This is a genomic window from Paraburkholderia sp. SIMBA_054 (genome assembly GCF_046534875.1).
Classification (GTDB): Bacteria; Pseudomonadota; Gammaproteobacteria; order Burkholderiales; family Burkholderiaceae; genus Paraburkholderia; species Paraburkholderia hospita.
On record NZ_JAWRXV010000054.1, the window covers coordinates 40,257 to 64,874 of the forward strand.

The 24,618-nt window shown below is 64.5% G+C and carries 23 protein-coding genes and 1 riboswitch; of the genes, 20 read left to right on the forward strand and 3 right to left on the reverse strand.

Annotated elements, in window-relative coordinates; all coding sequences use genetic code 11:
• Positions 1–140 precede the first annotated feature (140 nt).
• A complete protein-coding gene (gene pepN, locus SB822_RS41865) occupies positions 141–2,843 on the reverse strand; it encodes an aminopeptidase N (protein WP_090838052.1) in 2,703 nt (900 codons plus the stop codon).
• Between the two features lie 191 nt (positions 2,844–3,034).
• Between pepN and SB822_RS41870 the strand changes: the two genes are divergently transcribed.
• Entirely contained in the window at positions 3,035–3,739 is a 705-nt protein-coding gene (locus tag SB822_RS41870; RefSeq protein ID WP_090838051.1) for a DUF4136 domain-containing protein, read from the forward strand.
• Between the two features lie 114 nt (positions 3,740–3,853).
• Here the strand turns inward: SB822_RS41870 and SB822_RS41875 are convergent, their stop codons facing one another.
• Entirely contained in the window at positions 3,854–4,426 is a 573-nt protein-coding gene (locus SB822_RS41875; RefSeq protein ID WP_007578133.1) for a TMEM165/GDT1 family protein, read from the reverse strand.
• A 55-nt stretch (positions 4,427–4,481) separates the two neighbouring features.
• Positions 4,482–4,661: riboswitch (yybP-ykoY riboswitch) on the reverse strand.
• A gap of 524 nt (positions 4,662–5,185) precedes the next feature.
• On the opposite strand from SB822_RS41875, the gene SB822_RS41880 reads away from it, so the two are divergent.
• The 18 genes from SB822_RS41880 to SB822_RS41965 all read left to right on the forward strand — a co-directional run bounded on the left by SB822_RS41880 (position 5,186) and on the right by SB822_RS41965 (position 22,280).
• Positions 5,186–5,890, forward strand: a complete 705-nt coding sequence (locus SB822_RS41880; protein WP_090838049.1) for a beta-ketoacyl synthase chain length factor — start codon at positions 5,186–5,188, stop codon at positions 5,888–5,890.
• The gene (locus SB822_RS41885) at positions 5,874–6,668 is read left to right on the forward strand and encodes a lysophospholipid acyltransferase family protein (protein ID WP_007578131.1); all 795 of its coding nucleotides are present in this window, start codon (positions 5,874–5,876) and stop codon (positions 6,666–6,668) included. The genes SB822_RS41880 and SB822_RS41885 overlap by 17 nt, the downstream gene beginning before the upstream one ends.
• Entirely contained in the window at positions 6,649–6,948 is a 300-nt protein-coding gene (locus SB822_RS41890; RefSeq protein WP_007578130.1) for a phosphopantetheine-binding protein, read from the forward strand. The genes SB822_RS41885 and SB822_RS41890 overlap by 20 nt, the downstream gene beginning before the upstream one ends.
• A gap of 2 nt (positions 6,949–6,950) precedes the next feature.
• Entirely contained in the window at positions 6,951–7,202 is a 252-nt protein-coding gene (locus SB822_RS41895; RefSeq protein ID WP_007578129.1) for an acyl carrier protein, read from the forward strand.
• Positions 7,202–7,909 carry a hypothetical protein gene (locus SB822_RS41900; protein ID WP_410857452.1) on the forward strand — a complete coding sequence of 236 codons (708 nt, stop codon included), beginning with the start codon at positions 7,202–7,204 and terminating at the stop codon, positions 7,907–7,909. The genes SB822_RS41895 and SB822_RS41900 overlap by 1 nt, the downstream gene beginning before the upstream one ends.
• Entirely contained in the window at positions 7,906–9,594 is a 1,689-nt protein-coding gene (locus tag SB822_RS41905; protein WP_410857453.1) for an AMP-binding protein, read from the forward strand. The genes SB822_RS41900 and SB822_RS41905 overlap by 4 nt, the downstream gene beginning before the upstream one ends.
• The gene (locus tag SB822_RS41910) at positions 9,591–11,360 is read left to right on the forward strand and encodes a glycosyltransferase family 2 protein (RefSeq protein WP_090838044.1); all 1,770 of its coding nucleotides are present in this window, start codon (positions 9,591–9,593) and stop codon (positions 11,358–11,360) included. Before SB822_RS41905 ends, SB822_RS41910 begins: the two co-directional genes overlap by 4 nt.
• A complete protein-coding gene (gene hutH, locus SB822_RS41915; protein WP_090838042.1) occupies positions 11,347–12,942 on the forward strand; it encodes a histidine ammonia-lyase in 1,596 nt (531 codons plus the stop codon). The genes SB822_RS41910 and hutH overlap by 14 nt, the downstream gene beginning before the upstream one ends.
• The gene (locus tag SB822_RS41920) at positions 12,935–13,372 is read left to right on the forward strand and encodes an acyl-CoA thioesterase (RefSeq protein WP_090838039.1); all 438 of its coding nucleotides are present in this window, start codon (positions 12,935–12,937) and stop codon (positions 13,370–13,372) included. Before hutH ends, SB822_RS41920 begins: the two co-directional genes overlap by 8 nt.
• Positions 13,360–14,025, forward strand: coding sequence for a LolA family protein (locus SB822_RS41925; protein ID WP_090838037.1), 666 nt, complete (start codon positions 13,360–13,362; stop codon positions 14,023–14,025). Before SB822_RS41920 ends, SB822_RS41925 begins: the two co-directional genes overlap by 13 nt.
• A complete protein-coding gene (locus SB822_RS41930) occupies positions 14,025–16,430 on the forward strand; it encodes an MMPL family transporter (protein ID WP_090838102.1) in 2,406 nt (801 codons plus the stop codon). Before SB822_RS41925 ends, SB822_RS41930 begins: the two co-directional genes overlap by 1 nt.
• Entirely contained in the window at positions 16,427–17,608 is a 1,182-nt protein-coding gene (locus tag SB822_RS41935; RefSeq protein ID WP_090838035.1) for a beta-ketoacyl-[acyl-carrier-protein] synthase family protein, read from the forward strand. The genes SB822_RS41930 and SB822_RS41935 overlap by 4 nt, the downstream gene beginning before the upstream one ends.
• Positions 17,609–17,643: 35 nt before the next feature.
• Positions 17,644–18,126 (forward strand): hotdog family protein, encoded by a 483-nt coding sequence (locus SB822_RS41940; protein ID WP_007744135.1) that lies wholly within the window; start codon positions 17,644–17,646, stop codon positions 18,124–18,126.
• Positions 18,123–18,848 (forward strand): 3-ketoacyl-ACP reductase FabG2, encoded by a 726-nt coding sequence (locus tag SB822_RS41945; RefSeq protein ID WP_007744134.1) that lies wholly within the window; start codon positions 18,123–18,125, stop codon positions 18,846–18,848. The genes SB822_RS41940 and SB822_RS41945 overlap by 4 nt, the downstream gene beginning before the upstream one ends.
• Positions 18,848–20,074 (forward strand): beta-ketoacyl-ACP synthase, encoded by a 1,227-nt coding sequence (locus SB822_RS41950; protein WP_090838033.1) that lies wholly within the window; start codon positions 18,848–18,850, stop codon positions 20,072–20,074. Before SB822_RS41945 ends, SB822_RS41950 begins: the two co-directional genes overlap by 1 nt.
• Positions 20,071–21,303, forward strand: coding sequence for a beta-ketoacyl-[acyl-carrier-protein] synthase family protein (locus SB822_RS41955; protein ID WP_007578116.1), 1,233 nt, complete (start codon positions 20,071–20,073; stop codon positions 21,301–21,303). Before SB822_RS41950 ends, SB822_RS41955 begins: the two co-directional genes overlap by 4 nt.
• A 90-nt stretch (positions 21,304–21,393) precedes the next feature.
• Complete coding sequence (locus SB822_RS41960) at positions 21,394–21,822, forward strand: hypothetical protein (protein WP_007578115.1); 429 nt, start codon at positions 21,394–21,396, stop codon at positions 21,820–21,822.
• A gap of 26 nt (positions 21,823–21,848) precedes the next feature.
• Positions 21,849–22,280: an excinuclease ABC subunit A gene (locus SB822_RS41965; RefSeq protein WP_007578114.1), complete on the forward strand. Its 432-nt coding sequence runs from the start codon at positions 21,849–21,851 to the stop codon at positions 22,278–22,280.
• 57 nt (positions 22,281–22,337) lie between these two features.
• Here the strand turns inward: SB822_RS41965 and SB822_RS41970 are convergent, their stop codons facing one another.
• Positions 22,338–23,102: a class I SAM-dependent methyltransferase gene (locus SB822_RS41970; RefSeq protein ID WP_090838031.1), complete on the reverse strand. Its 765-nt coding sequence runs from the start codon at positions 23,100–23,102 to the stop codon at positions 22,338–22,340.
• Between the two features lie 121 nt (positions 23,103–23,223).
• On the opposite strand from SB822_RS41970, the gene SB822_RS41975 reads away from it, so the two are divergent.
• Positions 23,224–24,465, forward strand: a complete 1,242-nt coding sequence (locus SB822_RS41975) for an NAD(P)/FAD-dependent oxidoreductase (RefSeq protein WP_090838029.1) — start codon at positions 23,224–23,226, stop codon at positions 24,463–24,465.
• Positions 24,466–24,618: the final 153 nt, after the last annotated feature.

Below are 24,618 nucleotides of genomic sequence, written 5' to 3' on the forward strand. Positions count from 1 at the left end.
AATGAACACGTTCAGTGTGATCGCAACAACGACGCGCAACCAGTCAGCAGAGCGGCGTAGGCAAAATCGCATTCCGCGAAACAGATGAAAAAAAGCCGGCAAATGTGCCGGCTTTTGCATACAGCAGTACCGTCAGAAAATCAGGCCAAAGCCTTCTCGACGATTTCGCGCACGTCGCGCGATTTCGCCTGCGCGGCGACCTTTTCCAGTGCCGCGCGCATCTGGTCGCGCAACGCCGGCGTGAAGCGCCGCCATAGTTCCAGCGCGCGGGCGAGGCGCGCCGCGACTTGCGGATTCAGCGCGTCGAGCGCGATCACCTGCTCGGCCCAGAATGCATAGCCCGAGCCGTCTGCCGCGTGGAACTGCGCCGGGTTCGCCGAGCAGAAGCTGAAGATCAGTGAGCGGGCGCGATTCGGGTTCTTCAGGGTGAACGCAGGATGCGCCATCAGCTTGCGCACGATCTCGATAACGGGTCGCGCTTTCGTGCCGCGCTGCATTGCCTGCAGCGCGAACCATTTGTCGATCACGAGCGGCTCGTTCTCGAAGCGGCGATAGAAGTCGTCGAGTGCGTCTGCGGCTGCCGCGCCGCCGTTCGACGCAGCCGCCGTCAGCAACGCGGATAGCGCCGCCGCCCGATCTGTCATGTTGTTCGCTGCGTCGTACTGCGCTTTCGCGAGGCGCACGGCGTCGGCGGGATCGTCGAGTTCGGCGAGATAGGCGAGCGCCAGATTCTTCAGCGCGCGATGCCCGCCTGCTTCTGGCGTCGGTTCATAGGCGCCCGGCGTCTGATGCCGTTCGTGGACCGCGAGCCAGTCGCCCTTGAGCGTCGACGCGAGACGCTTGCGCACGAACTGGCGCGCGCTGTGCACGGCGGCGGGATTCGACTCGTCCATCTGCTCGGCGAGATACGCTTCCGACGGCAGCATCAGCGCGAGTTCGCGGAACGCGGGCGACAGCGTCTCGTCGTTCAGCACGCGGCCGAACGCGGCGACGACGGTATCGTCGAGTTCCAGCGCCTTGCCCGTTGCCGCGTGTTCGGCGAGCGTCAGCAGCTCGCGCGTCGCGAGACGCTGGCCAGCTTCCCAGCGGTTGAACGGATCGCTGTCATGCGCGAGCAGGAACGCGAGTTCATCGTCCGTGTAGTCGTATTCGACGACGACAGGCGCCGAGAAATTGCGCAGCAGCGACGGCAGCGGCTTTTCGGCCACATCGACGAACGTGAAGCTCTGTTCCTTCTCCGTGAATTCGAGCACGCGCGTGGTGTGCGGCGACGCCGACGCCTCGCCTTCGAGGCGCAGCGGCATGTCGTTGCCGTCGTCGCCGATCAGGCCGATCGCGAACGGAATCAGCAACGGACCCTTCTGCGTGTCACGCGCTGCCGCCGCGGCATCGCCGTAGCCCTGCGTGAGCGTCATCGTGTAGCGCTTTTGCGACGCGTCATAGTGCGTGTCGACCGTGATGCGCGGCGTGCCCGCCTGGCTGTACCAGCGTTCATACTTGGCGAGGTCGCGACCGTTCGCGTCGGCCATCGCGTGACGGAAGTCGTCGCAGGTGACGGCCTGGCCGTCGTGGCGCTTGAAGTACAGGTCCATGCCGCGCCGGAAGCCTTCGCGTCCGAACAGCGTCTGATACATCCGCACGACTTCCGAGCCCTTCTCGTAGACGGTCATCGTGTAGAAGTTGTTGATCTCGACGTAGCTTTCCGGGCGCACCGGGTGCGCCATCGGACCGGCATCCTCGGCGAACTGCATCTGACGCAGCACGCGCACGTCTTCGATACGCTTGGTCGCGCGTGCCGCCTGATTCTCGACCGTGCTGCCGCCGCTTGCCATATCCGCGGAAAACTCCTGGTCGCGGAACACGGTCAGCCCTTCCTTCAGACTCAGCTGGAACCAGTCGCGGCAGGTGACGCGGTTGCCCGTCCAGTTATGGAAGTACTCGTGGCCGACCACGGCTTCGATGTTCGAGAAGTCGGTGTCCGTCGCCGTTTCGGGATTGGCCAACACGTACTTCGTGTTGAAGATATTAAGGCCTTTGTTCTCCATTGCGCCCATGTTGAAGTCGCTCACGGCGACGATCATGAAGCGGTCCAGGTCGAGCTCCAGGCCGAAACGCTCTTCGTCCCAGCGGATCGAGTGGATCAGCGAATCCATTGCGTGACGCGTTTTGTCGAGATCGTGCGGCTCGACCCAGACCTGCAGCAGCTTTTCCTTGCCCGAGCCGGACTTCACGCGTTCCTCCAGCGCGACCAGCTTGCCCGCGACGAGCGCGAACAGATAGCTCGGTTTCCTGAACGGATCTTCCCAGCGCGCGAAGTGGCGGCCGTCGGGCAGGTCGCCTTCTTCGAGCAGGTTGCCGTTGGACAGCAGCACCGGGTACGCGGCCTTGTCGGCGCGCAGCGTGACCGTGTAGGTCGCCATCACATCCGGGCGGTCGAGGAACCACGTGATGCGCCGGAAGCCTTCCGCCTCGCATTGCGTGAAGAAGTTGCCGCTCGACACATACAGGCCCGACAGCGTCGTGTTCGCTGCGGCATTGCAGATGCCCGTCAGCGTCAGCTCGAACGAATCGGGTACGTTGTCGACAGTGAGGCCGTGCTCGTGCGCGTGGACGTTGGCATACGGCTTGCCGTCGATCGATGCCTCGACGAACTGCAGGGCCTCGCCCATCAGTTCGAGATGCGTGGCGCGCACCGCGTCGGGATTGCGGCGGATGCGCATCGTATTCCTGACGACCGTACGCTCGGGCACGAGATCGAACTCGAGCGCGACGGTATCGATGAGAAAAGCGGGCGGCGCGTAGTCGGCGCGGCGGATCACTTGAGGCGTTTCGGTATCGGCCATGGTGTCGTGTCGGGAATAAGCTCGAAGCCGGCGCGTTATATCCATACTGGTAGATGCGCGCCGGGTGATCGGACCATTGTACAAAGCCTAGGCTGATCGTGCGGATAGAACTTTTTACCGCCTTGTCCGGTCAGCGTATTATCGGGCCGCTCGCGCGGCAGGCGCGAGCGACGATACCAATGAGGACGACCATGAAGCTCGACCGATTGACCCGCCACGCCGCACTCGTGCTTGCGGCATTCGCCACGCTGCTGGCTGGCTGCACGACCTATGTGACCTCGCAGGTGACGGCTTTTTCCGACTGGAGCGGCAGCGACGCGACGCGCACTTACGCGTTTGCGCGCACGGCTGAGCAAACGAACAGTCTTGAGCAGGCCACCTACGAACAGATCGTCGCAAACGAACTCGCGACGCATGCGTTCCGACAGACCGACGAGCGCCAGGCGCACTATCTGGTCGCGCTCGCGTATGGCATGCGCTCGGATACCGTAACGGTTGCGCAGCCCGTCTATTACTACAGCGCGTGGCCCGGCCCGTACTACTGGGGCCGTCCGTTCGACCCGTGGGGCCCATGGGGTCCGTGGGGCCCGTACTCGCCGAGCTATGTGAACCAGAGTTATCCCGTGTACACGCATCTGCTCGGCATCCGCATTACGGATCGCGCGACGGGCAAGGAACTGTATAACGTGACGGCGCGCAACACGGACGAGCAGTCTTCGCTGATCGCCGCGATGCCGTATCTGGCGCGCAGCGCGATGTCCGATTTCCCGATGGGCAACGGCGTGGTGCGCACCGTCAAGCTGCCCGTCGACGGGAAGGGCGGGATTTCGAACGAAGTGACGGCGGACAATGCCGCGCCGCCGGTGCCAGCCTCGGGTGCAAAGACGGTTCAATAAGCGCGGTTCAGGAAGCGGTTCATTACGCGCTGTCCATAAAAAAACGGCCGCATCGTGTGAGCGATGCGGCTGTTGCTTTTTACCGGAGCGATTGCCGGATGACCCGACAGACGGTCAGACGCCGATGCCCATCAACGCCATTGTGCCGAGCACGACGAACATGACTGCAGCGATCCCGTGCACGAGTTTGGTCGGCAGCTTGTGCGCGAAGCGGTCGCCGAGCAGGATCGCCGGCACGTTCGCCAGCATCATGCCGAGCGTCGTGCCTGCGACGACACCGAAGAAATCATGGAAGCGCGCGGCGAGCGCGACCGTCGCGATCTGCGTCTTGTCGCCCATTTCGGCGAGAAAGAACGTGACCACGGTTGCGCCGAACACGCCGAAGTGCGTGCGGTTCGTGTTCGCTTCGGCGTCGTCGAGCTTGTCGGGCACGAGAATCCACAAGCCCATACCAATGAAAGATGCCGCCAGCGCCCAGCGCATCACGGTCGGCGTGACGAGCGAGCCGAGCCAGGCGCCGAGCGCGCCGGCGCCCGCATGGTTGATCAGCGTCGCGACGAGCACGCCGAGAATGATGGGCAGCGGTTTGCGGTAGCGGGCGGCGAGGACGAGCGACAGCAATTGGGTCTTGTCGCCGATTTCAGCCAGCGCGACCGCGCCCGTCGAGATCAGAAAGGCTTGTTCCACGTTTTGATAGATTCCCCGGGCCGAGATGTGTGCGAGCGACGACCCACAACGCGCCGGGCCCTAAAGCGGCGGTGGATCATCGGTCTCGCCAGGCCAGAGGCTGCGTCTGCCATGGCCAATACGGCCAAGTCTGTTGACAGGCGCCCCCGCAAATCATGCGCGCTGCGCTCGCCGGCCAGAAGCTGGGCCGTTGCGCGGGCATGAAGCGGGGCGGCTACTCCCCAATGAGGGGCGGAGTATAGCACGGCAGCTTGCGCAAAGGCGAAGACTCCGCGCTACTTACGTTCGCCGTTGGTTCACTTACAGCAAGTCATTGCAAAATCGGGCGCGATTATCGTTTTTTTTACGGATCCGTCGCGCGCTGCCAACGCGAATGGAAGCGTTACAAACCGCGTGAATGCCTGGCGTGCTGGCGCGCGGTCAGGCCGGGCGAAAGGCTGCCCGGACGGGCTGCGCAAGGCATGGGAACGCTTCCGTCGCGCGCACGAGACGGATACAGATAGATACGTCTTTTCTGGCTGATTTCGGCCAGAATGCTCTGTATCATTTCGGGCGGTCTACGTAATGACCAGACGAAAACCTGTTTTGGCGTCCCGCCCCTAAATAATCACCGGTGCGTGCCGTTATTTGGGTGACTCCTTAAAATAAAAGTGGACTCACCGAACTGGCGCAGCGCCTCGCCCCGGAGTAGCGCGCTTCACGTGCTGTCGATGGCGAGCGCGCCTCTGGCGTCAGCAGCCTTCACGCGCGAACACCGATATGCCCGATCTGCACTGGACTATTCCGGTTGCTCGCTGGTCTTCCTGGCCTGCCGTCGCAGCCGCCGCACCCGATATTGGCTTTATCGAGCCGATGGTGCGGCGTCGCCTGAGCACGCTGTCGCGTATCGCGCTGAAAGTCGCGCATGATTGCGCCGCCGACCGGCCGAACGTGCGCATCGTATTCGCGTCGCGCCACGGCGAGCTGCGCCGCACCACCGACATCCTGCGCAACATCAGCGCGGGCGAGCCGGTGTCGCCAACGGCCTTCAGTCTTTCCGTGCTCAACGCGATGACGGGCGTGTTCGGCATTTCGCGCGGCGACCGCACGGCTGCGAGCGCGCTGTCCGCCGGTGCGGAGACGCTCGGCTACGCGCTGCTCGAAGCGCACGCGCAATACGCCACCGACACCTCGACGCCCGTGCTGCTCGTCTACGCCGACGAACCGGCCGATCCCGGCTACGGCACGATCGAAGAAGAAGTGCAGGGCGGCGCGGTCGCGATCCTGCTGGACGAAGCACCGGCGGGCCACCTGTCCTGTTCGCGCACGGCCGTCGCCGACGGCAAGGCACCGCCCGAAGGCGCGGGCACTCTCTTTGCAACCCAGAGTCAGGCTGTGCATCACTGCCTCGACACGCATGCAGCTGCGCAATGGCGCGGCGAATACGCGGTCTGGGAATGGAGCTGGGATGAAGGCGTGGCTTGACTACCACTGGCGCCTCGTCGCGACGGCGCTCGCATTCACGGCGTTCGGCATCTGCGGGCTCGGCTTTTCGCTGATCCTGTTTCCGATCGCGTGGATCTGGCCGCATCGCGCGTCGAAGCAGCGCGCGATCACCGCGATCATTCACGCGTTCTTTCGCGCGCTCGTCGCCGTGCTGAAGTGGGCCGGCGTGATGGAACTCGATGCGCACGGCGTTGCTGCGCTGCGTCGCAAGGACAACGACCCGGCCATCGTGGTCGCGAATCATCCGACGTGGCTGGACGTGATGGTGCTGCTGTCGCTGACGCCGCGCGCGTGCTGCGTCGTCAAGAGCGCGCACTGGGGCAACCCGTTTTTCTGGGGCGTCGTGCGCGCGGCCGAATACGTGAGCAACGCCGATCCGATCGATCTCGTCGAAGCGGGCGCGCGGCAGCTTGAGCGCGGCTACACGATGATCATTTTTCCGGAAGGCACGCGCAGCCCGGCGCGCAACCGGATGCATGCGTTTTCGCGCGGTTTCGCGCACATGGCGCTCAAGTCCGGCGCGCCGATCCTGCCGGTACTGATGGATTGCGATCCACCCGCTTTTACGAAGGGCATGCGCTGGTACAACGTGCCCGAGCGTGCGTTCCGCATGCGCGTCAACGTGCTCGAGCCGCTCGGCGCAGACGCGCTCGCGGCGCACGACGAACCGCCCGCGCTGGCCGCTCGCACGGTGACGAGCGCCATCGAAGCACATATCACCCAGCACCTGTTCGACTATGGATTCTTTAAAGCTTGAAATCAAACAGCTTCTGATCGAAGCACTCGATCTGGAAGACCTGACGCCCGCCGACATCGATGACGATGCGCCGCTCTTCGATACCGACGGCATCGGTCTCGATTCGATCGACGCACTCGAAATCGGCATCGTGCTGCGCAAACACTATCAATTGACGATCGCGGCGAATGACGAACGCACGCGAGAGCACTTCCGCTCGATCAATACACTTGCGGCGCTGGTGGCGAGCCAGCGCGAGCTTGCGCATGAATCGGGCGATACCACAAAGAAAGGGGAATGACCGTGACCGACACCGAGATTCTTGAGCGCATCCGCGCCATCTTCAAAGAGAACTTCGCCATCGAGCCCGAACGCGTGACGCCCGAAGCGCACCTGTTCGAAGAGCTCGATCTGGACAGCATCGACGCCGTCGATCTCGCGATCAAGCTGCAGGAGATGACGGGCCGCCGGATCAAGCCGGAGGAGTTCAAGTCGGTGCGCACGGTTGGCGACGTGATCGCGGCTGTCGAGTCGCTGCTCGCGGCGCAGGGCTGATGCACACGCAACGTTCGCACGCGCAGGGCGCCTCGGACGATAGTCAGGCGCCGGGCGCCACGCAAGCTGCAACGCCAGCAGCCGTGCAGGCAACGAACGACGGCGAGCGCCCGCGTAGCTGGGCGGGCTTCGCGCTGGGTGTGCTCGCGAAGCTCGCATACCCCGCTGTCATTCTGTGCGCGTGGTTCTGGGACGCGCCGCGCTTCGTCGGTTGCCTGCTGTTTGCGCTGTTGTGGCTGCAGCGCTGCGCGGGCACGGGCGCGTTCGGCGCGTCGCTGCGCAAGCTCACGCGGGTCGACTGGGCAGTGGCGTTCATGCTGAGCATCGCTTCCGCCGCCATCGTGTGGACCAATAGCGAACTGTTGCTGCGCATTTATCCGTCGCTGGTGAATCTCGGTTTGCTGATCGCGTTCGGCGCAACGCTCGTGCGCGGCCCGACGATGATCGAGAAATTCGCACGCATCGGCACGCCCAATCTGAGCGAGCCGGCGATCCGCCACACGCGCCGCGTGACGCAGATCTGGTGCGCGTTCTTCCTCGCGAATGGCGTGTTCTCTCTCGACACCGCGCTCTACTGGCCGCGCGAAGCGTGGTCGCTGTATAACGGCGCGATTGCTTACGGTCTTATCGGCCTGTTGCTGGCCGGCGAAATTGCGTGGCGGTATCTCGTGATCCTGCCGCGCGTGCGACGCTCGGAGGCGGCATGATCGCGCTGCACGATCTGCTATCGTGCGAGCGCGCTGGGCACGTGCCCGTCTGCCGTGGCGACGAAGCAAACCACACAATCGATTTCGCAGCGTTTCGCGCGCGCGTCTTCGCCATCGCTTTGCAACTGCGCGAAACACCGGCGCACCGCTACGCGCTGTGCATCGACGATCCCTTCGATTTCGCGTGCGCGCTGTACGCGCTTTTCGCCTGCGGCAAGACGCCCGTGATTCCGGCGAACGCGACGCCCGGCTATCTCGCCGATCTCGCGGATGCCTACGACGCCGTGCTGACGGACGCCGACGTCCGTGCACATGCCGCAACGCAGGCATGCGCCGAAACGCCTTTAAAAATAGATCCCAACGCGCCGCTCACGCTCTACACATCGGGCAGCAGCGGCTCGCCGAAGCCGATCCACAAGACGCTCGCGCAGTTCGACGCCGAAGTGCACACGCTGGAACGCGAATGGGGCGAACTCGTCGGCGATGCGACGATGCTCGCGAGCGTTCCGCATCATCACATCTACGGTTTGCTGTTTCGCGTCATGTGGCCGCTCGCGGCCGGACGCGCGTTCGATCGCGCCGTCTGCATCGAGCCGCAACACGTGCAGTCGCGTATCGGGCAATGCGGCGCGGCCGTGGTCGTGTCGACGCCCGCGCAACTGTCGCGCTGGCCCGCGATGCCGGGCTTCGCGGCTTTGACGCCCGTGCCGCGCGCGTTTTTCTCGTCGGGCGGGCCGCTTTCCGCCGAATCCGCCGCTGAATACGCCGCCGCTTTCGGCAGCGCGCCGATCGAAATCTACGGCAGCACGGAAACGGGCGGTATTGCGTGGCGTCGTCAGAACGAGACGTCGGCATGGCGGCCCGTCAACGGCGTACACGTTCAGCGCGGCGAAGACGGTGCGCTGAACGTGCGCTCGCCGCATCTGGGCCACGACGACTGGCATCGCACCGACGACGCCATCGTGTTCGACGACGACGGCCGCTTCCGTCTACAGGGACGCCTCGACCGCGTGATCAAGCTCGACGGTAAGCGCGTGTCGCTACCCGAAGTCGAAGCGCGTCTCGCGTTGCATCCGTATGTCGCGCAGGCGGCCGTGGTGCCACTCGCGGGCGCGTCGCGCGAACGTCTCGGCGCGGTGGTCGCGCTCAACGATGCGGGCAGCGCGGCGCTGCGCAACGAGGGGCGCGTCGCGCTCGCGAAGACCTTGCGCCGCCATCTCGCCGCCTATTTCGACGTGGTCGTGCTGCCGCGTCACTGGCGCTTTCGCATTGCGCTGCCGTTCGACGCGCGCGGCAAGCTGCCCGCCGCCGCCGTGGCCGCCGCTTTCGAGCCGCGCGACGACGGCTTCGAACTGCTGTCCGAAGCGCGCAACGGCGACGACGTGCATTACGAACTGCGCGTGCCGCCAACGCTCGTTCATTTAAAAGGCCACTTTCCCGGCCTGCCGATCCTTCCCGGCGTCGTGCAGCTCGACTGGGCGATTCGCCTTGCCGCCGCGCACGTGACGGGCGTGCGCGAGATCGAATCCGTCGATCGCCTGAAATTCACCGCGCCCGTGATGCCGGGCGCCGTGCTCGACCTGAAGCTGTCGCACGATGCCGCGCGGCGGCGCGTGCTGTTCGCGTTTCGCGTCGATGGCCGCGACAGTTCGTCGGGCGTGATCGTGTATCGGGAGCGCGCATGAGCGACGCAGGTTTCAACGCGTGCATCGTCATTCCGATCTACAACCACAAGGACGCGATCGGCGGCACCGTCGAGCGTCTTGCCGTGCACGGATTGCCGATCTTCGTCGTCGACGACGGCAGCGATGAACCGACGCAAGCCGTGCTCGCGAAGCTCGCTTGCCAGCATCGCGAGCAGATGACGCTGCTGCGCCTGCCCGTCAACGGCGGCAAGGGCGCGGCCGTGATGGCGGGACTGCGCGCGGCGAAGCGAGCGGGCTATACGCACGCCTTGCAGATCGACGCGGACGGCCAGCACGATGCGAACGACGTGCCGCTTTTCCTCGATGCCGCGCGCGCCGAGCCGGGCGCTGTGATTCTCGGCCGGCCTGTCTACGACGAGAGCGTGCCGAAGTCGCGCCTTTATGGCCGCTATCTGACGCATGTGTGGGTATGGATCGAAACGCTGTCGCTGACGATCCGCGATTCGATGTGCGGCTTCCGTCTGTATCCGCTCGACGCCGCATGCGCGCTGATCGACAGCGTGGATCTGCCGACGCGCATGGACTTCGACATCGAGATTCTCGTGCGGCTGTACTGGCGGCGCCTCGCGTTCCGCGCGATTCCGACGCGCGTCACGTACGCGATGGACGGCGTGTCGCACTTCGACGTGCTGTGGGACAACGTGCGCATCAGCGCAAGTCATACGCGCCTTGTGTGCGGGATGCTGCTGCGTCTGCCGATGCTGCTCGCGCACAAGTTCATGCCGCGCAAGTCCGCCGCTTCGAATTCGCATGGCGACAACGCGAAATGGTGGCGCATGGCAGAGCGCGGCAGCCGCCTTGGCATGACGCTGCTTGCGCTCAGTTGCAAGCTGTTCGGCATGCGCTTCACCGCGCTGTGGTTGCATCCTATCGTCGCGTATTTTCTGATGACGGGCCGCGCTGCGCGCTCTGCTTCTCGCACGTACTTCACACATCTCGAACAGGCTGCGCAAGGCGAGCGCACGCCGCGTCCGGGCTGGCGCTCCGCATACCGGCACATGCTCGCGTTCGCGCAATCGGGTCTCGACAAGCTCGCCGCCTGGTCGGGCCGCATCGATTCGAACGACGTGATCTTCGACGATTCGTCCGCGTTCGACGCGCTCGTCGCGAGCGGCCGCGGCGCGCTCGTGATCGGCGCGCATCTCGGCAACCTCGAAATGACGCGCGCGCTCGCCGTGAACGGCGGCCACGCGAAGGTCACGGCCATCGTCTATACGGAGCACGCGAAGCGCTTCAACAGCGTGCTGTCGACGGCGAACAGCGAGTTCGCGAAGCGGCTCATGCAAGTCAGCGACTTCGGACCCGAGACGTCGATGATGATGCAGGAGCGCATCGACGCGGGCGAGCTGCTGGTGATCGTCGGCGACCGAGTGCCCGCGCGCGAATCGGGCCGCACGACCGATGCACAATTCCTCGGTGCGACGGCGCCGTTCGCGCAAGGGCCGTATGTGCTCGCGCATGCGCTCGGCTGTCCGGTGTATCTGTTCTTCTGCCTGAAAGAGCGCGACGAGCGAAATCGCGAGCGCTACCGCCTGTACTTCGAGCCGTTCGCCGAGCGCATCGACCTGCCGCGCCGCGAACGCGCACAGCATATCGCCGCCTGGGCGCAGCGCTATGCGTCGCGCCTCGAGCACTATTGCCGCAAGGCACCTTATCAATGGTTCAATTTCTTCGATTTCTGGGCGCGCCCCCGAAAGACGATAACGGGTGGCATCCCACACGGAGACGCGAATGTCGGAACATGATCTGATCGACGATGCGCACGCACGCGCTGCGCACACGGCAACGCCGCGCGCGGTGGTAATCGGCGGGCGCAAGCTGTCGATCGAAGAGGTCGTCGCGATTGCGAAGGGACGTGCGAGCGTCGCACTGAGCGGCGATCCCGCCTGGCGCTCGCGCATCCAGCGCGGCGCGGATTTTCTGCGCCGTCATCTCGCCGCGGGCGAAACGGTGTACGGCGTGAACACGGGTTATGGCGACGCGTGCGTCGTCGATGTGCCGATGGAACTCGTCGAAGCCTTGCCGCTGCAACTGACGCGCTATCACGGCTGCGGAATGGGCGCATATCTCGACGATGCACAAGCGCTCGCCGTGATCGCCGCGCGTCTGAACTCGCTGGCGTACGGCTTTTCCGGCGTGCGCCCCGTGCTGCTGGAACGGCTCGCCGATCTGATCAATCATCGCGTGCTGCCGCGCATTCCGTCGGAAGGCTCGGTCGGCGCGAGCGGCGATCTGACGCCGCTGTCGTACGTGGCGGCGGCGCTCGTCGGCGAACGCGACGTGATGTTCGACGGCACGCTGCGCGATGCCGCCGGCGTGTGGGCGCAGCTTGGCCATGCGCCGCTGACGCTCGCGCCGAAGGAAGGCCTCGCGCTGATGAACGGCACGGCCGTGATGACGGGCCTCGCGTGTCTCGCGTTCGCGCGTGCCGAACATCTCTCGCGTCTTGCCTCGCGTTTGACGGCGCTGTCGACGGTTGCACTCGATGGCCGCGCCGCGCACTTCGACGCGATGATCTTCGAAGCGAAACCGCACGCGGGCCAGGCCGAAGCCGCCGCGTGGATTCGCGCGGACCTCGCGGGCCGCGACGATACGCCGGGCCATCGTTTGCAGGATCGCTATTCGATCCGCTGCGCGCCGCATGTGATCGGCGTTGCGGTCGATGCATTGTCGTGGGTTCGGCGCGACGTCGAGAACGAACTGAACAGCGCGAACGACAATCCGCTGATCGACCCGGACGGCGAGCGCGTACTGCACGGCGGCAACTTCTACGGCGGGCATATCGCATTCGCGATGGACGCGTTGAAGACGGCCGTCGCCAATCTCGCCGATCTGATGGACCGGCAACTCGCGCTGATCGTCGACGACAAGTTCAACAACAGCTTGCCGCGCAACCTGACGGGCGCGACCTCGGCGCGCGCGCCGATCAATCACGGTTTCAAGGCGGTGCAGATTTCGTCGTCGGCGTGGACGGCGGAAGCGCTGAAGCACACGATGCCCGCGAGCGTGTTCTCGCGTTCGACGGAAGCGCACAACCAGGACAAGGTCAGCATGGGCACGATCGCCGCGCGCGATTGCCTGCGCGTGCTCGAACTGACGGAGCAGGTCGCGGCCGCGCATACGCTCGCCACCGTGCAGGCGCTGAAGCTGCGTGTGCGCATCAACGGTGAGACGACCGTGCCCGCGCCGCTGCGTGCATTCGCTCAAGAGGTGGCCGCGATGTCGCCGTTCGTCGACGAAGACCGCGCGCTCGAAAGCGATCTGCGCGCGTTGACGGCGCGCATTGCCGATTGCGCCCTGGTTGAAGGAGGCGCGCATCATGAATGAACGCCACCCGGGCAAGACGTTGAAGGCGAGCGCGATCGTCGAAGTGCCGTTTCATGATGTCGACGCGATGAACGTCTGCTGGCATGGCCATTACCTGAAGTACTTCGAGATCGGCCGCGCCGCGCTGTTGCGTGCGTTCGACTACGATTACCGCGAGATGCAGGCGTCGGGCTATTTGTGGCCGATCGTCGAGGCGCATCTGAAGTACGTGCGGCCCGCGACATACGGCCAGCGGATCGACGTGCGCACGGAGCTGCTCGAATTCGAAAACCGCCTGAAAATAGGCTACGAAATCGTCGATTGCGCGACGGGCACGCGGTTGACGAAGGGCTACACGATCCAGGTCGCGATCGATGCCGCGACGCAGGAAACGCAATTCGTGTCGCCGTCTGTCGTGTTCGAAAAGCTGGAGCGCGCATGGGCACGCTGACATTACGCGTTACGCTGATAGCTGCGTTGCTTGCTGTGGTGAGCGTGAGTTCATACGCGGCGACACAGCAGACGCAGTCTCAAGCGCAAAACGGCAACCCCGCGCTCGTCTCGCAGGTCGCGTCGCGTCTTGCGCAAGCGAAGGGCGTGCGCGCGCAGTTCACGCAGACACAGACGCTGTCCGCGATGAAGCAGCCTTTGGTGAGCACGGGCACGCTCGTGTTTTTCCGTGAGCGCGGCGTGATCTGGCGCGTCGATACGCCGTACAAGGCAACGTATGTGATCACCGACGCAGGCGTCAGTGAAGTCGACTCGAACGGTAAGCGCGTCAATACAAAGAGCGCGCAGGGCGTGCGCGGTGTCGCACAGGTATCGAAGATGATGCGCGCGATGCTCGGCGGCGATCTGTCCGCGCTCTATTCGCAGTTCGATGTCGACGCGCAAGGCACGCCGTCGCAATGGAAGCTCGAACTGAAGCCGAACCAGCCGCAGCTCGCGCAGTCGATCAAGGGCTTGCAGATGACGGGCGGTGAATTCCTGCAGACGCTGCGTATCACGCTGGCTAACGGCGACGTCACGCAAATCGAGTTCGCGAAGAGCGAAGCGATCAACGATCTCGCGCCCGGCGAGCGCACGTTGCTTGGAGCACAATGATGCTGATGGCGCGACAGTGGACCAAGACGCAGTTGTGGGGCATCAGAGCCACATGGCTCGTGCTCGCGCTCGTCGCGTCGCTGTACTGCGTCTTTCGTTTCATTGGGCCGTCGCCGCTGGAGACGAATCTGCTCGCGCTCCTGCCCGCGACGGAAGCCGATCCCGTCGCTGAAAAAGCCGTCGATACGCTCGCCAACGCGCTCGGCGATCGCACGGTGTTTCTGGTGACGAGCAAGGACGACGCGCGCGCGAAAGCGGCGGCGAAACAGTTCGGCGCGGCGTTGCAGAAGAGCGGTGCGTTCGCGTCGGTGACGGCGGAGTTGCCGCCCTTCGACATGTCGCAGATCGGCGGGTTGTACATGCCGTATCGCTTCGGCCTGTTGACGCGCGAAGATCGCGACGCCGTCGCAAATAACACGGCATCGCTGCACGATGCGCTGATGCAGCGCATCTACAACCCGGTGCGCGGCCCACTCGCCACGCAACTCGCCGACGATCCGTTCGGCTGGCTCGAACACTTCCTGAGCGCCTTGCCGCTCGCCACTTCGAATCTCGATCTCGAAGACAACATGCTCGTCGCGCATCGCGGCGACCTGACGAGCGTGCTCGTCGTCACGACGCTGCCCGGTTCGGCGTACGAATCGCAGACGCAGCGCGAGGTGCTGTCGGCCGTTGCGCAGGCGCAAGCAACGCTGAACTCGAGCTATCCCGACGCGAGTGTCGCGCGCACGGGCGCCGTGTTCTATGCGGAATCGGCGCGCAGCGCGTCGGAGCGCGAAGTGCATCTGATCGGCATCGCGTCCGCGTGCGGTATCGCGCTGCTGATGCTGTGGGTGTTCCGTTCGCCGCGTCTGTTGCTGTTCGGCTTCGTGTCGACGGCACTCGGCATTGTTTGCGCGCTCGCCGTCACGATGCTCGTGTTCGGCAAGCTGCATCTGTTGACGCTCGTGTTCGGCGCGAGCCTGATCGGCGAGGCCGTCGACTATTCGATTCAATATTTCGTCGTCTATCTCGGCGCACAGCGTGGCTGGAATGCCCGGCAGGGCGCACGCTCGGTGCGGCCCCCGCTGACGGTTGCGCTCGCGACGAGCCTGCTCGGCTACGCGATCCTCGCGTGGGTGCCGTTCCCGGCGCTCAAGCAGATTGCGTGCTTTGCGATCGTCGGCATCTGCACCGCGTTCGCGTCCGTGCTGTGGCTGCTGCCCGTGCTGCTCGTCAAGGGGCCGAAGCACGCCCAGCGGCGTCTCTTCATGCGCGCCGCGACGCTGCTCGAACGCTGGCACGCGGCCATCGGCGGGCGGCGCGCGTGGATCGTCGCGGGCGTGCTCGTGCTGATCGCGATTCCAGGCTGGCTGCGCCTCACGAGCGACGACGATATCCATCTGCTGATCCAGCGCGATCCCGCGCTCGTCGCGCAGGAAGATCAGGTGCGCAATGCGATTGGCGTCGATAACACTGCGCAGTTCTTCGTCGTGCGTGGGCAGTCGCAGGAAGCCGTGTTGCAGCGCGCGGAAGCGCTCGGCGCGAAGCTCGATGCATTGAGCGGCGCGAAAGCGGTGAATGGCTGGCAATCGGTGACGCAGTTCGTGCCGTCGGCGCAACGCCAGGCCGACACGCGCAACGTGCTCGCGCAGCACGTGTTCAACGATCCCGCCGCGCTTCGTTCGATGCTGCTGCAAGCGGGCTTTCGCGACGAAATTGCGGATGCATGGCTCGCTGCTTACGCGAAGTCGAACGCAGCGCCTTTGACGGTCGAGCGCTGGCTCGCTGCGCCCTGGTCGCAACCGTATCGCCATCTGTGGCTGGGCGCGGTGGACGCACGCGGTGAGCACGGCTACGCGGCGATCGTGATTCCGCAGCGCGTGACGCCGCAAAACGTCGCCGCGTTGATCGGCGCGGCGCATTCCGTCGATGGCGTCGTATTCGTCGACAAGGCCGCGAGCGTCTCGAAGCTGTTCGGCGCGTATCGCCTCGACAGCGGCATCTGGCTTGCGGGCGCGCTGCTACTCGTGCTGATTCTGCTGATGGTGCGCTATACGCCGCGTGGCGGCATCGCGACGACGCTGCCCGTGCTGCTCGCCATCGGCGTGACGCTCGCCGCGTTCGGCTACGCGCGTGTGCCGCTCAATCTGTTCAACTGCCTCGCGCTGATGCTCGTGCTCGGCGTTGGCGCAAACTATGCGGTATTCCTGCGCGAAGGCTGTCTGCGCGATCACGCCGATCTCGGCGCGGTGTGGACGGGCGTGCTGCTGTCGGCGGCGACCACGCTGCTGTCGTTCGGCATGCTGGCCTTAAGCGCGATGCCCGCATTGAAGAGTTTTGGCGCCACGCTGGCGCTCGGCATTCTCGTGTCGGTGCTGCTTGCGCCGATCGGCATGCCGCCTGGAAGAAGGAGAGTCGCATGACGCTGTCACCCGTTTATCTGCATGCGCTCGGCATGGTCAATGCGCTCGGCGGCGACGTCACTTCGATCGTGCCCGCGCTCGAAGCCGCGCAATCGCCCGGTATGGGATTGATGCACACGGGCATCGGCGATGCGTACGTCGGCCGCGTGTCGACGCCGCTCGACATCGCGCTCCCTGCGACGCTCAAGCGCTTCGATTGCCGCAACAACCGCATGCTGCTCGCGGCGCTCGAACAGATTGGTCCCGAGATCGAGGCGGCGCGCGAGCGCTACGGCTCGCATCGGATCGGCGTCGTGCTCGGCACGAGCACATCGGGCATCGACGCGGCCGAGGTTGCCTTCGTGCACCAGGCGCAAGCGGGCGAGTTACCCGACAACTTCAACTACCGGCAGATGGAGATCGGCACCGCCGCGCCGTTCGCAGCCGCCGCGTTGAATGTGCAAGGACCCGCGTTCACGATTTCGACGGCTTGCACGTCAAGCGCTAAAGCCTTCGTGTCGGCGCGCCGTTTACTGCAACTGGGCGTATGCGACGCGATGATCGTCGGCGGTGTCGATTCGCTATGCGAGCTGACGGTGCAGGGCTTTGCGTCGCTCGAATCGACGAGCGTGACGCGCACCAATCCGATGAGCCGCAACCGCAACGGCATCAATGTCGGCGAGGGCGCCACCGTGTTCCTGATGACGCGCGAGGAAGGTGAAGTGCGCCTTGCGGGCGCAGGCGAATCGAGCGACGCGCATCATGTGTCGGCGCCGGACCCGCAGGGCATCGGCGGCGAGCTTGCGTTGCGCGCGGCGCTGAAGGACGCGGGCGTCGAGCCGTCGGCGATCGCGTATGTGAATCTGCACGCGACGGCTACGCGCAAGAACGACGACATGGAAGCGCATCTGATGTCGCGCGTGTTCGCGCACGGCGTGCCCGCGAGCGGCACGAAGCCGCTCACGGGGCACCAGCTCGGCGCGGCGGGCGCGACGGAGCTGGGCTTCGCGTGGCTCACGCTCGCGCGCGGCGACGTCGCGATGCCGCGCCATCGATGGGATGGCGAAGCCGACCCGGCGTTGCCCGAACTCGATCTCGTGCAGGACGAGCGGCGCATTCCGCGCGACGGCGCGCAATACGTGATGAGCAATTCGTTCGCGTTCGGCGGCAGCAACGTCAGCTTGATACTGGCGCGCTGAACGGCGCGAACGCACGCAGCAAAAAACATAACGACATGACGGCCACACCTGAGACCAGCGAAGCCTTTCCACCCATCGACACGATCCTGCCGCATCGCGGCACGATGCTGCTCGTCGATGGCGTGAGCGCATGCGGTGACGAAGCATTGACGGCATACGCGACCGTGCGCGGCGACGCATGGTACGCGGACGAAAACGGCGCGATGCCTGCATGGATCGGCATCGAGCTGATGGCTCAGGGCGTCGCCGCGCATATTGCGCTGCTCGCGATGCGTGCGGGTGGCCGCGCGCGTCCTGGCGTGCTGCTCGGCACGCGCAGCTACAAGGCGCACGTGAGCGCATTTGCGCGCGACGCGCGGCTGACGATCAGCGTGCAGGAAGTGCTGCGCAGCGACGCAGGCCACAGCGCCTACGAATGCACGATCGATCATGACGGCGCGCGTTGCGCGGACGCTGTCATCAAGGTCTTTCAACCGGGCGATTTTCAGACGTTCATCGAAGGGAGTATCAGTTCATGAGCCGGCGAGTTCTGGTTACGGGCGCCAGCCGCGGCATTGGCCGCGCGATTGCATATCAACTGGCAGCGGACGGCTTCGCGGTGTCCGTGCATTGCCGCACGGGCCGCACGGAAGCCGAGGCCGTCACGGCGGGCATCGCCGCGCAAGGCGGCTCGGCGCGTGTGCTGCAGTTCGACGTGCGCGAGCGCGCGGTGTGCCGCGAAGTGCTCGAAGCGGACGTCGCTGCGCACGGCCCGTACTACGGCATCGTGTGCAGCGCGGGCGTGACGCGCGACGCAGCCTTTCCCGCGCTCACCGACGAAGACTGGGACGTCGTAATCGAAACGGGTCTCGACGCGTTCTATAACGTGGTGCATCCGCTGACGATGCCGATGGTCCGCGCGAAGAAGGGCGGCCGGATCGTGACGATCGCGTCGGTGTCGGGCGTGATCGGCAACCGTGGGCAGGTCAACTACAGCGCGGCAAAAGCGGGGCTGATCGGCGCGTCGAAGGCGCTCGCCGTCGAACTCGCGTCGCGCAGCATCACGGTCAACTGCGTGGCGCCGGGGCTGATCGAAACGGGCATGCTCGATGACATGCCGCTCGAACACGCACTGAAGACCGTGCCGATGAACCGTGTCGGTCAACCGGCTGAAGTCGCGGCGGTGGTCAGCTTCCTGATGTCGGATGCGGCCTCGTACGTGACGCGCCAGGTGATCGGCGTCAATGGCGGGATGATCTGATGAAGCGGGTCGTCATTACGGGCATGGGCGGCGTCACGGCGCTCGGCAGCCGCTGGGACGAAATCGAAGCCGCGTTGAAGGCGGGCCGCAATGCGGTGCGGCGCATGCCGGAGTGGGACTACTTCGAGTCGCTGCATACGCGCCTCGCGGCGCCGCTGCCCGCGTTCGCTCAACCCGCTGACTGGCCGCGCAAGAAGACGCGTTCGATGGGCGCGGTGTCGATGTACGCGGTGCGCGCGAGCGAACTGGCGCTCGCCGACGCGGGCCTCGCAAACGATGAATCGATCAAGGACGGCCGCATGGGCGTCGCGTACGGCTCGTCGTCGGGTTCCGTCGAACCGATCCGCGCATTCGGCACGATGCTCGAAACGGGGTCGATGGCCAACGTCACGTCGAACAGCTACGTGCAGATGATGCCGCACACGACGGCCGTCAACGTGAGTCTGTTCTGGGACCTGAAAGGCCGCATCGTGCCGACCTCGTCGGCGTGCGCGTCGGGCAGCCAGGCGATCGGCTACGCGTATGAAGCGATCGCGACGGGCAAGCAGACATTGATGCTCGCGGGCGGCGCGGAAGAGTTGTCGGGGCCGGCTGTCGCCGTGTTCGATACGCTGTATGCAACCAGCACGCGCAACGACGAGCCGCATCTGACGCCGCGTCCGTTCGACGCGAAGCGCGACGGTCTCGTGGTCGGCGAGGGCGCGGCCACACTCGTGCTCGAAGAATACGAACATGCGAAGGCGCGTGGCGCGACGATTCATGCGGAGATCGTCGGCTTCGGCTGCAATTCGGATGGCGCGCACATGACGCAGCCGACGGCGGCCACGATGGCGCGCGCGATGCAGCTCGCGCTGGAAGACGCGAAGCTCGACGCGGACGCGATTGCGTATGTGAACGCGCATGGCACGTCGACGGATCGCGGCGACATCGCGGAAAGCCAGGCAACGGCGCAAACCTTCGGCGAGCGCACGCCGATTTCCTCGCTGAAGAGCTACGTCGGCCATACGCTCGGCGCGTGCGGCGCGCTCGAAGCGTGGTGGACGATCGAGATGATGAAGCGCAACTGGTACGCGCCGACGCTCAATCTCACGGAAGTCGATCCCGCGTGCGCGCCGCTCGATTACATCATGGGCGAAGCGCGCAGCATCGACGCCGACTATGTGATGAGCAACAACTTCGCGTTTGGCGGCATCAATACGTCGTTGATTTTCAGGCGCATTCGATGAGCCGTAGTCGTTCGCAAGGCTTGCAGCGTGTCGTCGTCACGGGCATGGGCATCGTGTCGTGCATCGGCAATACGCTCGACGACGTGAGCGACGCGCTGCGCGCAGGGCGCAGCGGCATCACGCGCGTCGATGCGTGGCGCGAGCGCGGCTTCGGCACGCAGGTCGCGGGCGTGGCGTCGGTGGTGGGCGAGCCGCCGTTCGAACGCAAGCTCGAACGCTTCATGGGCGACACCGCGCGCTTCGCCTGTCACGCGGCGCGCAAGGCGATCGACGATGCGGGCCTCGACCTCGCGTCGCTGCGTTCGCCTGACGTCGGCGCTGTGATCGGTTCGGGCGTGGGCACGATGTCGGCGTACGACGACGCGATGGTGGTGGCCAATCTGCGCGGCGTCGAGAAAACGCCACCGTATACGGTACCGCAGGCGATGAGCAGCACGGCGTCGGCGAATGTCGCGCAGGTGTTCGGGATCGAAGGCGTCACGTATTCGCCGTCGTCGGCCTGCACGACGTCGGCGCTCGCAATCGGCCAGGCGATGCAGTTGATTCAGACGGGGCGTCAACAGGTCGTGCTCGCGGGTGGCAGCGAATGCCTGCACGACAACATGACGCTGATGTTCGACGCGATGCATGCGTTGTCGCGCCATTTCAACGACACGCCCGTGCGCGCGTCGCGTCCGTACGACACCGCGCGCGACGGCTTCGTGATCGCGTCGGGCGGCGGTGTGCTCGTGCTCGAAGCGCTCGACCATGCGCTCGCGCGCGGCGCGCGCATCTACGCGGAGGTGACGGGCTTTGGCCACAGCACCGACGGCGCGGGCATGGTGACGCCGCACGCGCAGGGCATCGCGCGCGCGATGCAGGCGGCGCTCGACGAAGCGGGCACGCGTCCGGACTACGTGAACGCGCACGCGCCATCGACGCCGCTTGGCGACATCGAAGAACTGCGCGCGCTGCAAGCGGTGTTCGGTAACGACGTGCCGCCGTTTTCGTCGACGAAGGGTTTGACGGGGCATCCGCTCGGCGCATGCGGCGCGCACGAAGCGATCTACACGCTGCTGATGATGCGTGACGGTTTTATCGCGGGGACCACGGGCATCGAGCATCTCGAACCGCTCGCGCAGTCCATGCCGCTCGTGCAGGCGACGCGCGAAGCGCAGATGAATAGCGCGTTGTCGGTGTCGTTCGGCTTTGGCGGCAGTTGCGCGAGCCTGATGTTCGCAAGGATGTGACCGCCGCCTGTCGGGCTCAATCACAGGCAAGCAGGTAAGCGAAGCAAGCAGCAGTACGCAGAATAAACAACTAAAACGGGAAGTCGAACAATGAAAACGAAAATCGCACTGGGGCTGGTGGCTGCCGTCGTGCTGACGCAGGCCGGTTGCACGACCAAAATCAAATCGCTGCCGATGCCGGCTGCGGTCCAGACGCAGAACGGGCAAGACGTCGCGCTTTACTTCGGCAACCAGACGCATGCGCCCGTCAAGCAGTCGTACGGCAATAAGGAATTTGCCGTACGTGTGCTGCGCAAGGTGGAAAACAGCCCGGAGGCCAACTGCAGTATTGCGCTGGAAAAGGCGGTGCAGGAACTGCGCGACTATGCGCGCACGCAGCACGCGAACGCCGTCGTCGACGTCAGGACGCGCTTTCAGCATAACGAATCGGCTTCTTCGACCGAGTTTACTTGCGGCGCGAGCCTGAATGGATCGACACTCGCGGTGCGCGGTGATGTCGTGATGCTCGAAACGCAATAACAATTCCAACCACGAGGGTCATAACCATGAAGCGTCACCTGATCTGCGCAGCTGTCGTCGCATGCCTCGCCTCGCACGCCTTCGCGCGCGACAGCGTCGAGAGCTATCCCGTCGCCGCCGCGCTCGCGAGCGAGCCGGGCAAAGTTGGCGACGATATCCCGCTGTATTTCGCGGGGCAGAAGCATCCGGGCGTCGTGAAGAGCTACGGCGAGTTCGCAACGAACAAGAAGACCAACGCGTTCGGCAAAAGCGACGAGACGGCGTGCCAGCACGTGTTCCTGTCGGCCGTGATCGAGCTGCAGGATCGCGCGCGCAAGGAAGGCGGCAACGCCGTCATCAACATCAAGAGCAACTACAAGAACGAAGTGCGCGAGAGCGCAACGGAGTTCACCTGCGGTGCGGGCGCGGTGATTGCTGGTGTCGCGTTGAAGGGTGATGTGGTGACGCTGAAGAAGTAATGGCTTAATGCTTGGGACGGCTGCAGCGCCGATCTGCGATGCAGCCGCTCGATGCCATCAATCTGTTTTTATGGCCGCGACGTTGACGAGCGTTTCGCGCCGCTTGCCGGGTTTCGGCGTGTAGATGTGCAGACGTTCGAGCAGGCCGAAGTCCTTGGCGCGGCTCCACCACAAATACGGCAGCGAGACGTTGTGCGCGCCGAATGTGAAGCCGCCGCGACGGATCATGTCGAGATAGCCGTCGGCGCTTTTTTGCACATGCATCGGATGACGAAACAGCAGGCGGATCACCCACGACTTGATGTAGGCATCCGTCGATTCGGCGAACAGCAGCACGCCGCCCGGTTTCAGCACGCGGCGGAACTCGGCGAGCGCGCGTTCCTGTTCGACGAGATGGTGGAAGGTCTGATGGCAGAACACGATGTCGGCGCTCGCATCGGGCAGCGGCAGGTTCGCGCAGTCGCCGTGCAGTACGTCGATTCCGGTTGCGCGGGTGTCGGCGTGCTGGCGGCAAACTTGCGCAGACTCTTTGGCAAGTGCGAGCGACTGCTCATGAAAATCGATGCCGATGATGTGTTGCGGCTTGAACGCCTGCGCGAGCAGGCGGAACGAAATGCCCTGTCCGCAGCCGACGTCGACGATCACGGGTGTAGCGGGCAGCGGCGTATCGATCAGGCGCTTGAGGTCGTTGATTGCGACGCGCAGTACATGGTGCTCCCACGTATGGGTGCGCAGGAACCAGACGCCGAACGCTGTTTCCGGTACGAAGGGTACGACGTTCGGTACGCGGTCCGTCACGCTGGATGATTCGGTGGACTGCACGTTATTCCCCGGTCGGTGATGGTCTTTGGATTGTTTTTGATCTGGATGATTGTGCGTCATTGTAATCGCTGGTAAGGATGGAAAGCGTTGCGTGCGCAATACGTTATGTGAAGGAAGATCAATGAATATGGATTCGTCGATGAATGCGTCGGTAGACGTGGCTATCATCGGAGCGGGACCTTCGGGTGCCGTTGCGGCGGCGCTGTTGCGCAAGGCAGGGCATTCCGTGCTCGTGCTCGAGCGCCAGCATTTTCCGCGCTTCTCGATTGGCGAAAGCCTGTTGCCGCAGAGCATGGCTTACCTCGAAGAGGCGGGCATGTTGCAGGCGGTCGTCGAAGCGGGCTTTCAGTACAAGAACGGCGCGCACTTCGTGTATCGCGACCAGTCGTGCGCGTACGACTTTCGCGACAAGCATTCGGACGGCTGGGGCACGACCTACCAGGTCGAGCGCGCGACGTTCGACGATCTGCTGATCCGCTGCGCGGTGCAGCAGGGCGCCGACGTGCGCTTCGGCCACACGGTGAGCGCGATGAAGACGGGCGACGCGCCCGTGCTGGATGTATCTGACGAAGCGGGCAACGCGTATCAGGTGCAGGCACGCTTCGTACTCGACGCAAGCGGCTTTGGTCGCGTGCTGCCGCGGCTGCTGAATCTCGAAGCGCCGACGCGCATGCCGACGCGTGCCGCTATCTTTACGCATGTGCGTGATGGTATTCCTGTCGACGCGCACGATCGCAACAAGATCACAGTTGCTGTGCATCCTGAGCATCGGGATGTGTGGTACTGGATGATTCCGTTGGCGAACGGGCGTTCATCGGTGGGATGCGTGGCGGAGGCTGCGTTTCTTGATGTGCCCGAGGCCGAGCGTGAGGCGAAGTTGCGGGCGTTGATTCAGAGTGAGCCGACGCTGAACCGTCTGATTGGCAATGCGCCGTTTTTGATGCCGGTGCGGCATATTGGCGGGTATTCGGCGAATGTCGAACGACTGCATGGGCCTGGGTTTGCATTGCTCGGGAATGCGGGTGAGTTTCTTGATCCGGTGTTTTCGTCGGGTGTGACTATTGCTTTGCGCTCCGCGCATCTTGCTGTTGGGACGCTTGAGCGTCAGTTTGCTGGCGAGAGTGTTGACTGGCAGTCTGCTTATGATGTTCCGCTGCGCAAGGGGATCGATACGTTTCGCGCGTTCGTCGAGCGCTGGTATACCGGCGAGTTGCAGGACATCATCTTCTATCCCGAACAAACACCAGGGATTCGGCGCATGATCAGCGCCGTGCTGGCCGGTTATGCGTGGGATGAGACGAATCCTTTTGTTGCGGATCCTGTGCGCAGGTTGAATGCGCTGTATGAAGTGTGCAAGGTTTAGGTTTTGGTTTTGTCTGGCGACGTTGGGGTGGTTTGCTTGTGTTTTCGCTGGCATCCGCGTTACGGTGTCTGCAGTTCAAGCGTTGCCCCTGTGCGGGGCGGCACCTACTTTTCTTTGCCGCCGCAAAGAAAAGTAGGCAAAAGAAAGCGGCTA

Excerpts from the sequence above, each read along its gene's own strand:
- pepN (WP_090838052.1), bottom strand. The coding sequence starts at position 2,843 with ATGGCCGATACCGAAACGCCTCAAGTGATCCGCCGCGCCGACTACGCG.
- SB822_RS41870 (WP_090838051.1), top strand. The coding sequence starts at position 3,035 with ATGAAGCTCGACCGATTGACCCGCCACGCCGCACTCGTGCTTGCGGCA.
- SB822_RS41880 (WP_090838049.1), top strand. The coding sequence starts at position 5,186 with ATGCCCGATCTGCACTGGACTATTCCGGTTGCTCGCTGGTCTTCCTGG.
- SB822_RS41885 (WP_007578131.1), top strand. The coding sequence starts at position 5,874 with ATGAAGGCGTGGCTTGACTACCACTGGCGCCTCGTCGCGACGGCGCTC.
- SB822_RS41890 (WP_007578130.1), top strand. The coding sequence starts at position 6,649 with ATGGATTCTTTAAAGCTTGAAATCAAACAGCTTCTGATCGAAGCACTC.
- SB822_RS41900 (WP_410857452.1), top strand. The coding sequence starts at position 7,202 with ATGCACACGCAACGTTCGCACGCGCAGGGCGCCTCGGACGATAGTCAG.
- SB822_RS41905 (WP_410857453.1), top strand. The coding sequence starts at position 7,906 with ATGATCGCGCTGCACGATCTGCTATCGTGCGAGCGCGCTGGGCACGTG.
- SB822_RS41910 (WP_090838044.1), top strand. The coding sequence starts at position 9,591 with ATGAGCGACGCAGGTTTCAACGCGTGCATCGTCATTCCGATCTACAAC.
- hutH (WP_090838042.1), top strand. The coding sequence starts at position 11,347 with ATGTCGGAACATGATCTGATCGACGATGCGCACGCACGCGCTGCGCAC.
- SB822_RS41920 (WP_090838039.1), top strand. The coding sequence starts at position 12,935 with ATGAATGAACGCCACCCGGGCAAGACGTTGAAGGCGAGCGCGATCGTC.
- SB822_RS41925 (WP_090838037.1), top strand. The coding sequence starts at position 13,360 with ATGGGCACGCTGACATTACGCGTTACGCTGATAGCTGCGTTGCTTGCT.
- SB822_RS41930 (WP_090838102.1), top strand. The coding sequence starts at position 14,025 with ATGCTGATGGCGCGACAGTGGACCAAGACGCAGTTGTGGGGCATCAGA.
- SB822_RS41935 (WP_090838035.1), top strand. The coding sequence starts at position 16,427 with ATGACGCTGTCACCCGTTTATCTGCATGCGCTCGGCATGGTCAATGCG.
- SB822_RS41940 (WP_007744135.1), top strand. The coding sequence starts at position 17,644 with ATGACGGCCACACCTGAGACCAGCGAAGCCTTTCCACCCATCGACACG.
- SB822_RS41945 (WP_007744134.1), top strand. The coding sequence starts at position 18,123 with ATGAGCCGGCGAGTTCTGGTTACGGGCGCCAGCCGCGGCATTGGCCGC.
- SB822_RS41950 (WP_090838033.1), top strand. The coding sequence starts at position 18,848 with ATGAAGCGGGTCGTCATTACGGGCATGGGCGGCGTCACGGCGCTCGGC.
- SB822_RS41955 (WP_007578116.1), top strand. The coding sequence starts at position 20,071 with ATGAGCCGTAGTCGTTCGCAAGGCTTGCAGCGTGTCGTCGTCACGGGC.
- SB822_RS41960 (WP_007578115.1), top strand. The coding sequence starts at position 21,394 with ATGAAAACGAAAATCGCACTGGGGCTGGTGGCTGCCGTCGTGCTGACG.
- SB822_RS41965 (WP_007578114.1), top strand. The coding sequence starts at position 21,849 with ATGAAGCGTCACCTGATCTGCGCAGCTGTCGTCGCATGCCTCGCCTCG.
- SB822_RS41975 (WP_090838029.1), top strand. The coding sequence starts at position 23,224 with ATGAATATGGATTCGTCGATGAATGCGTCGGTAGACGTGGCTATCATC.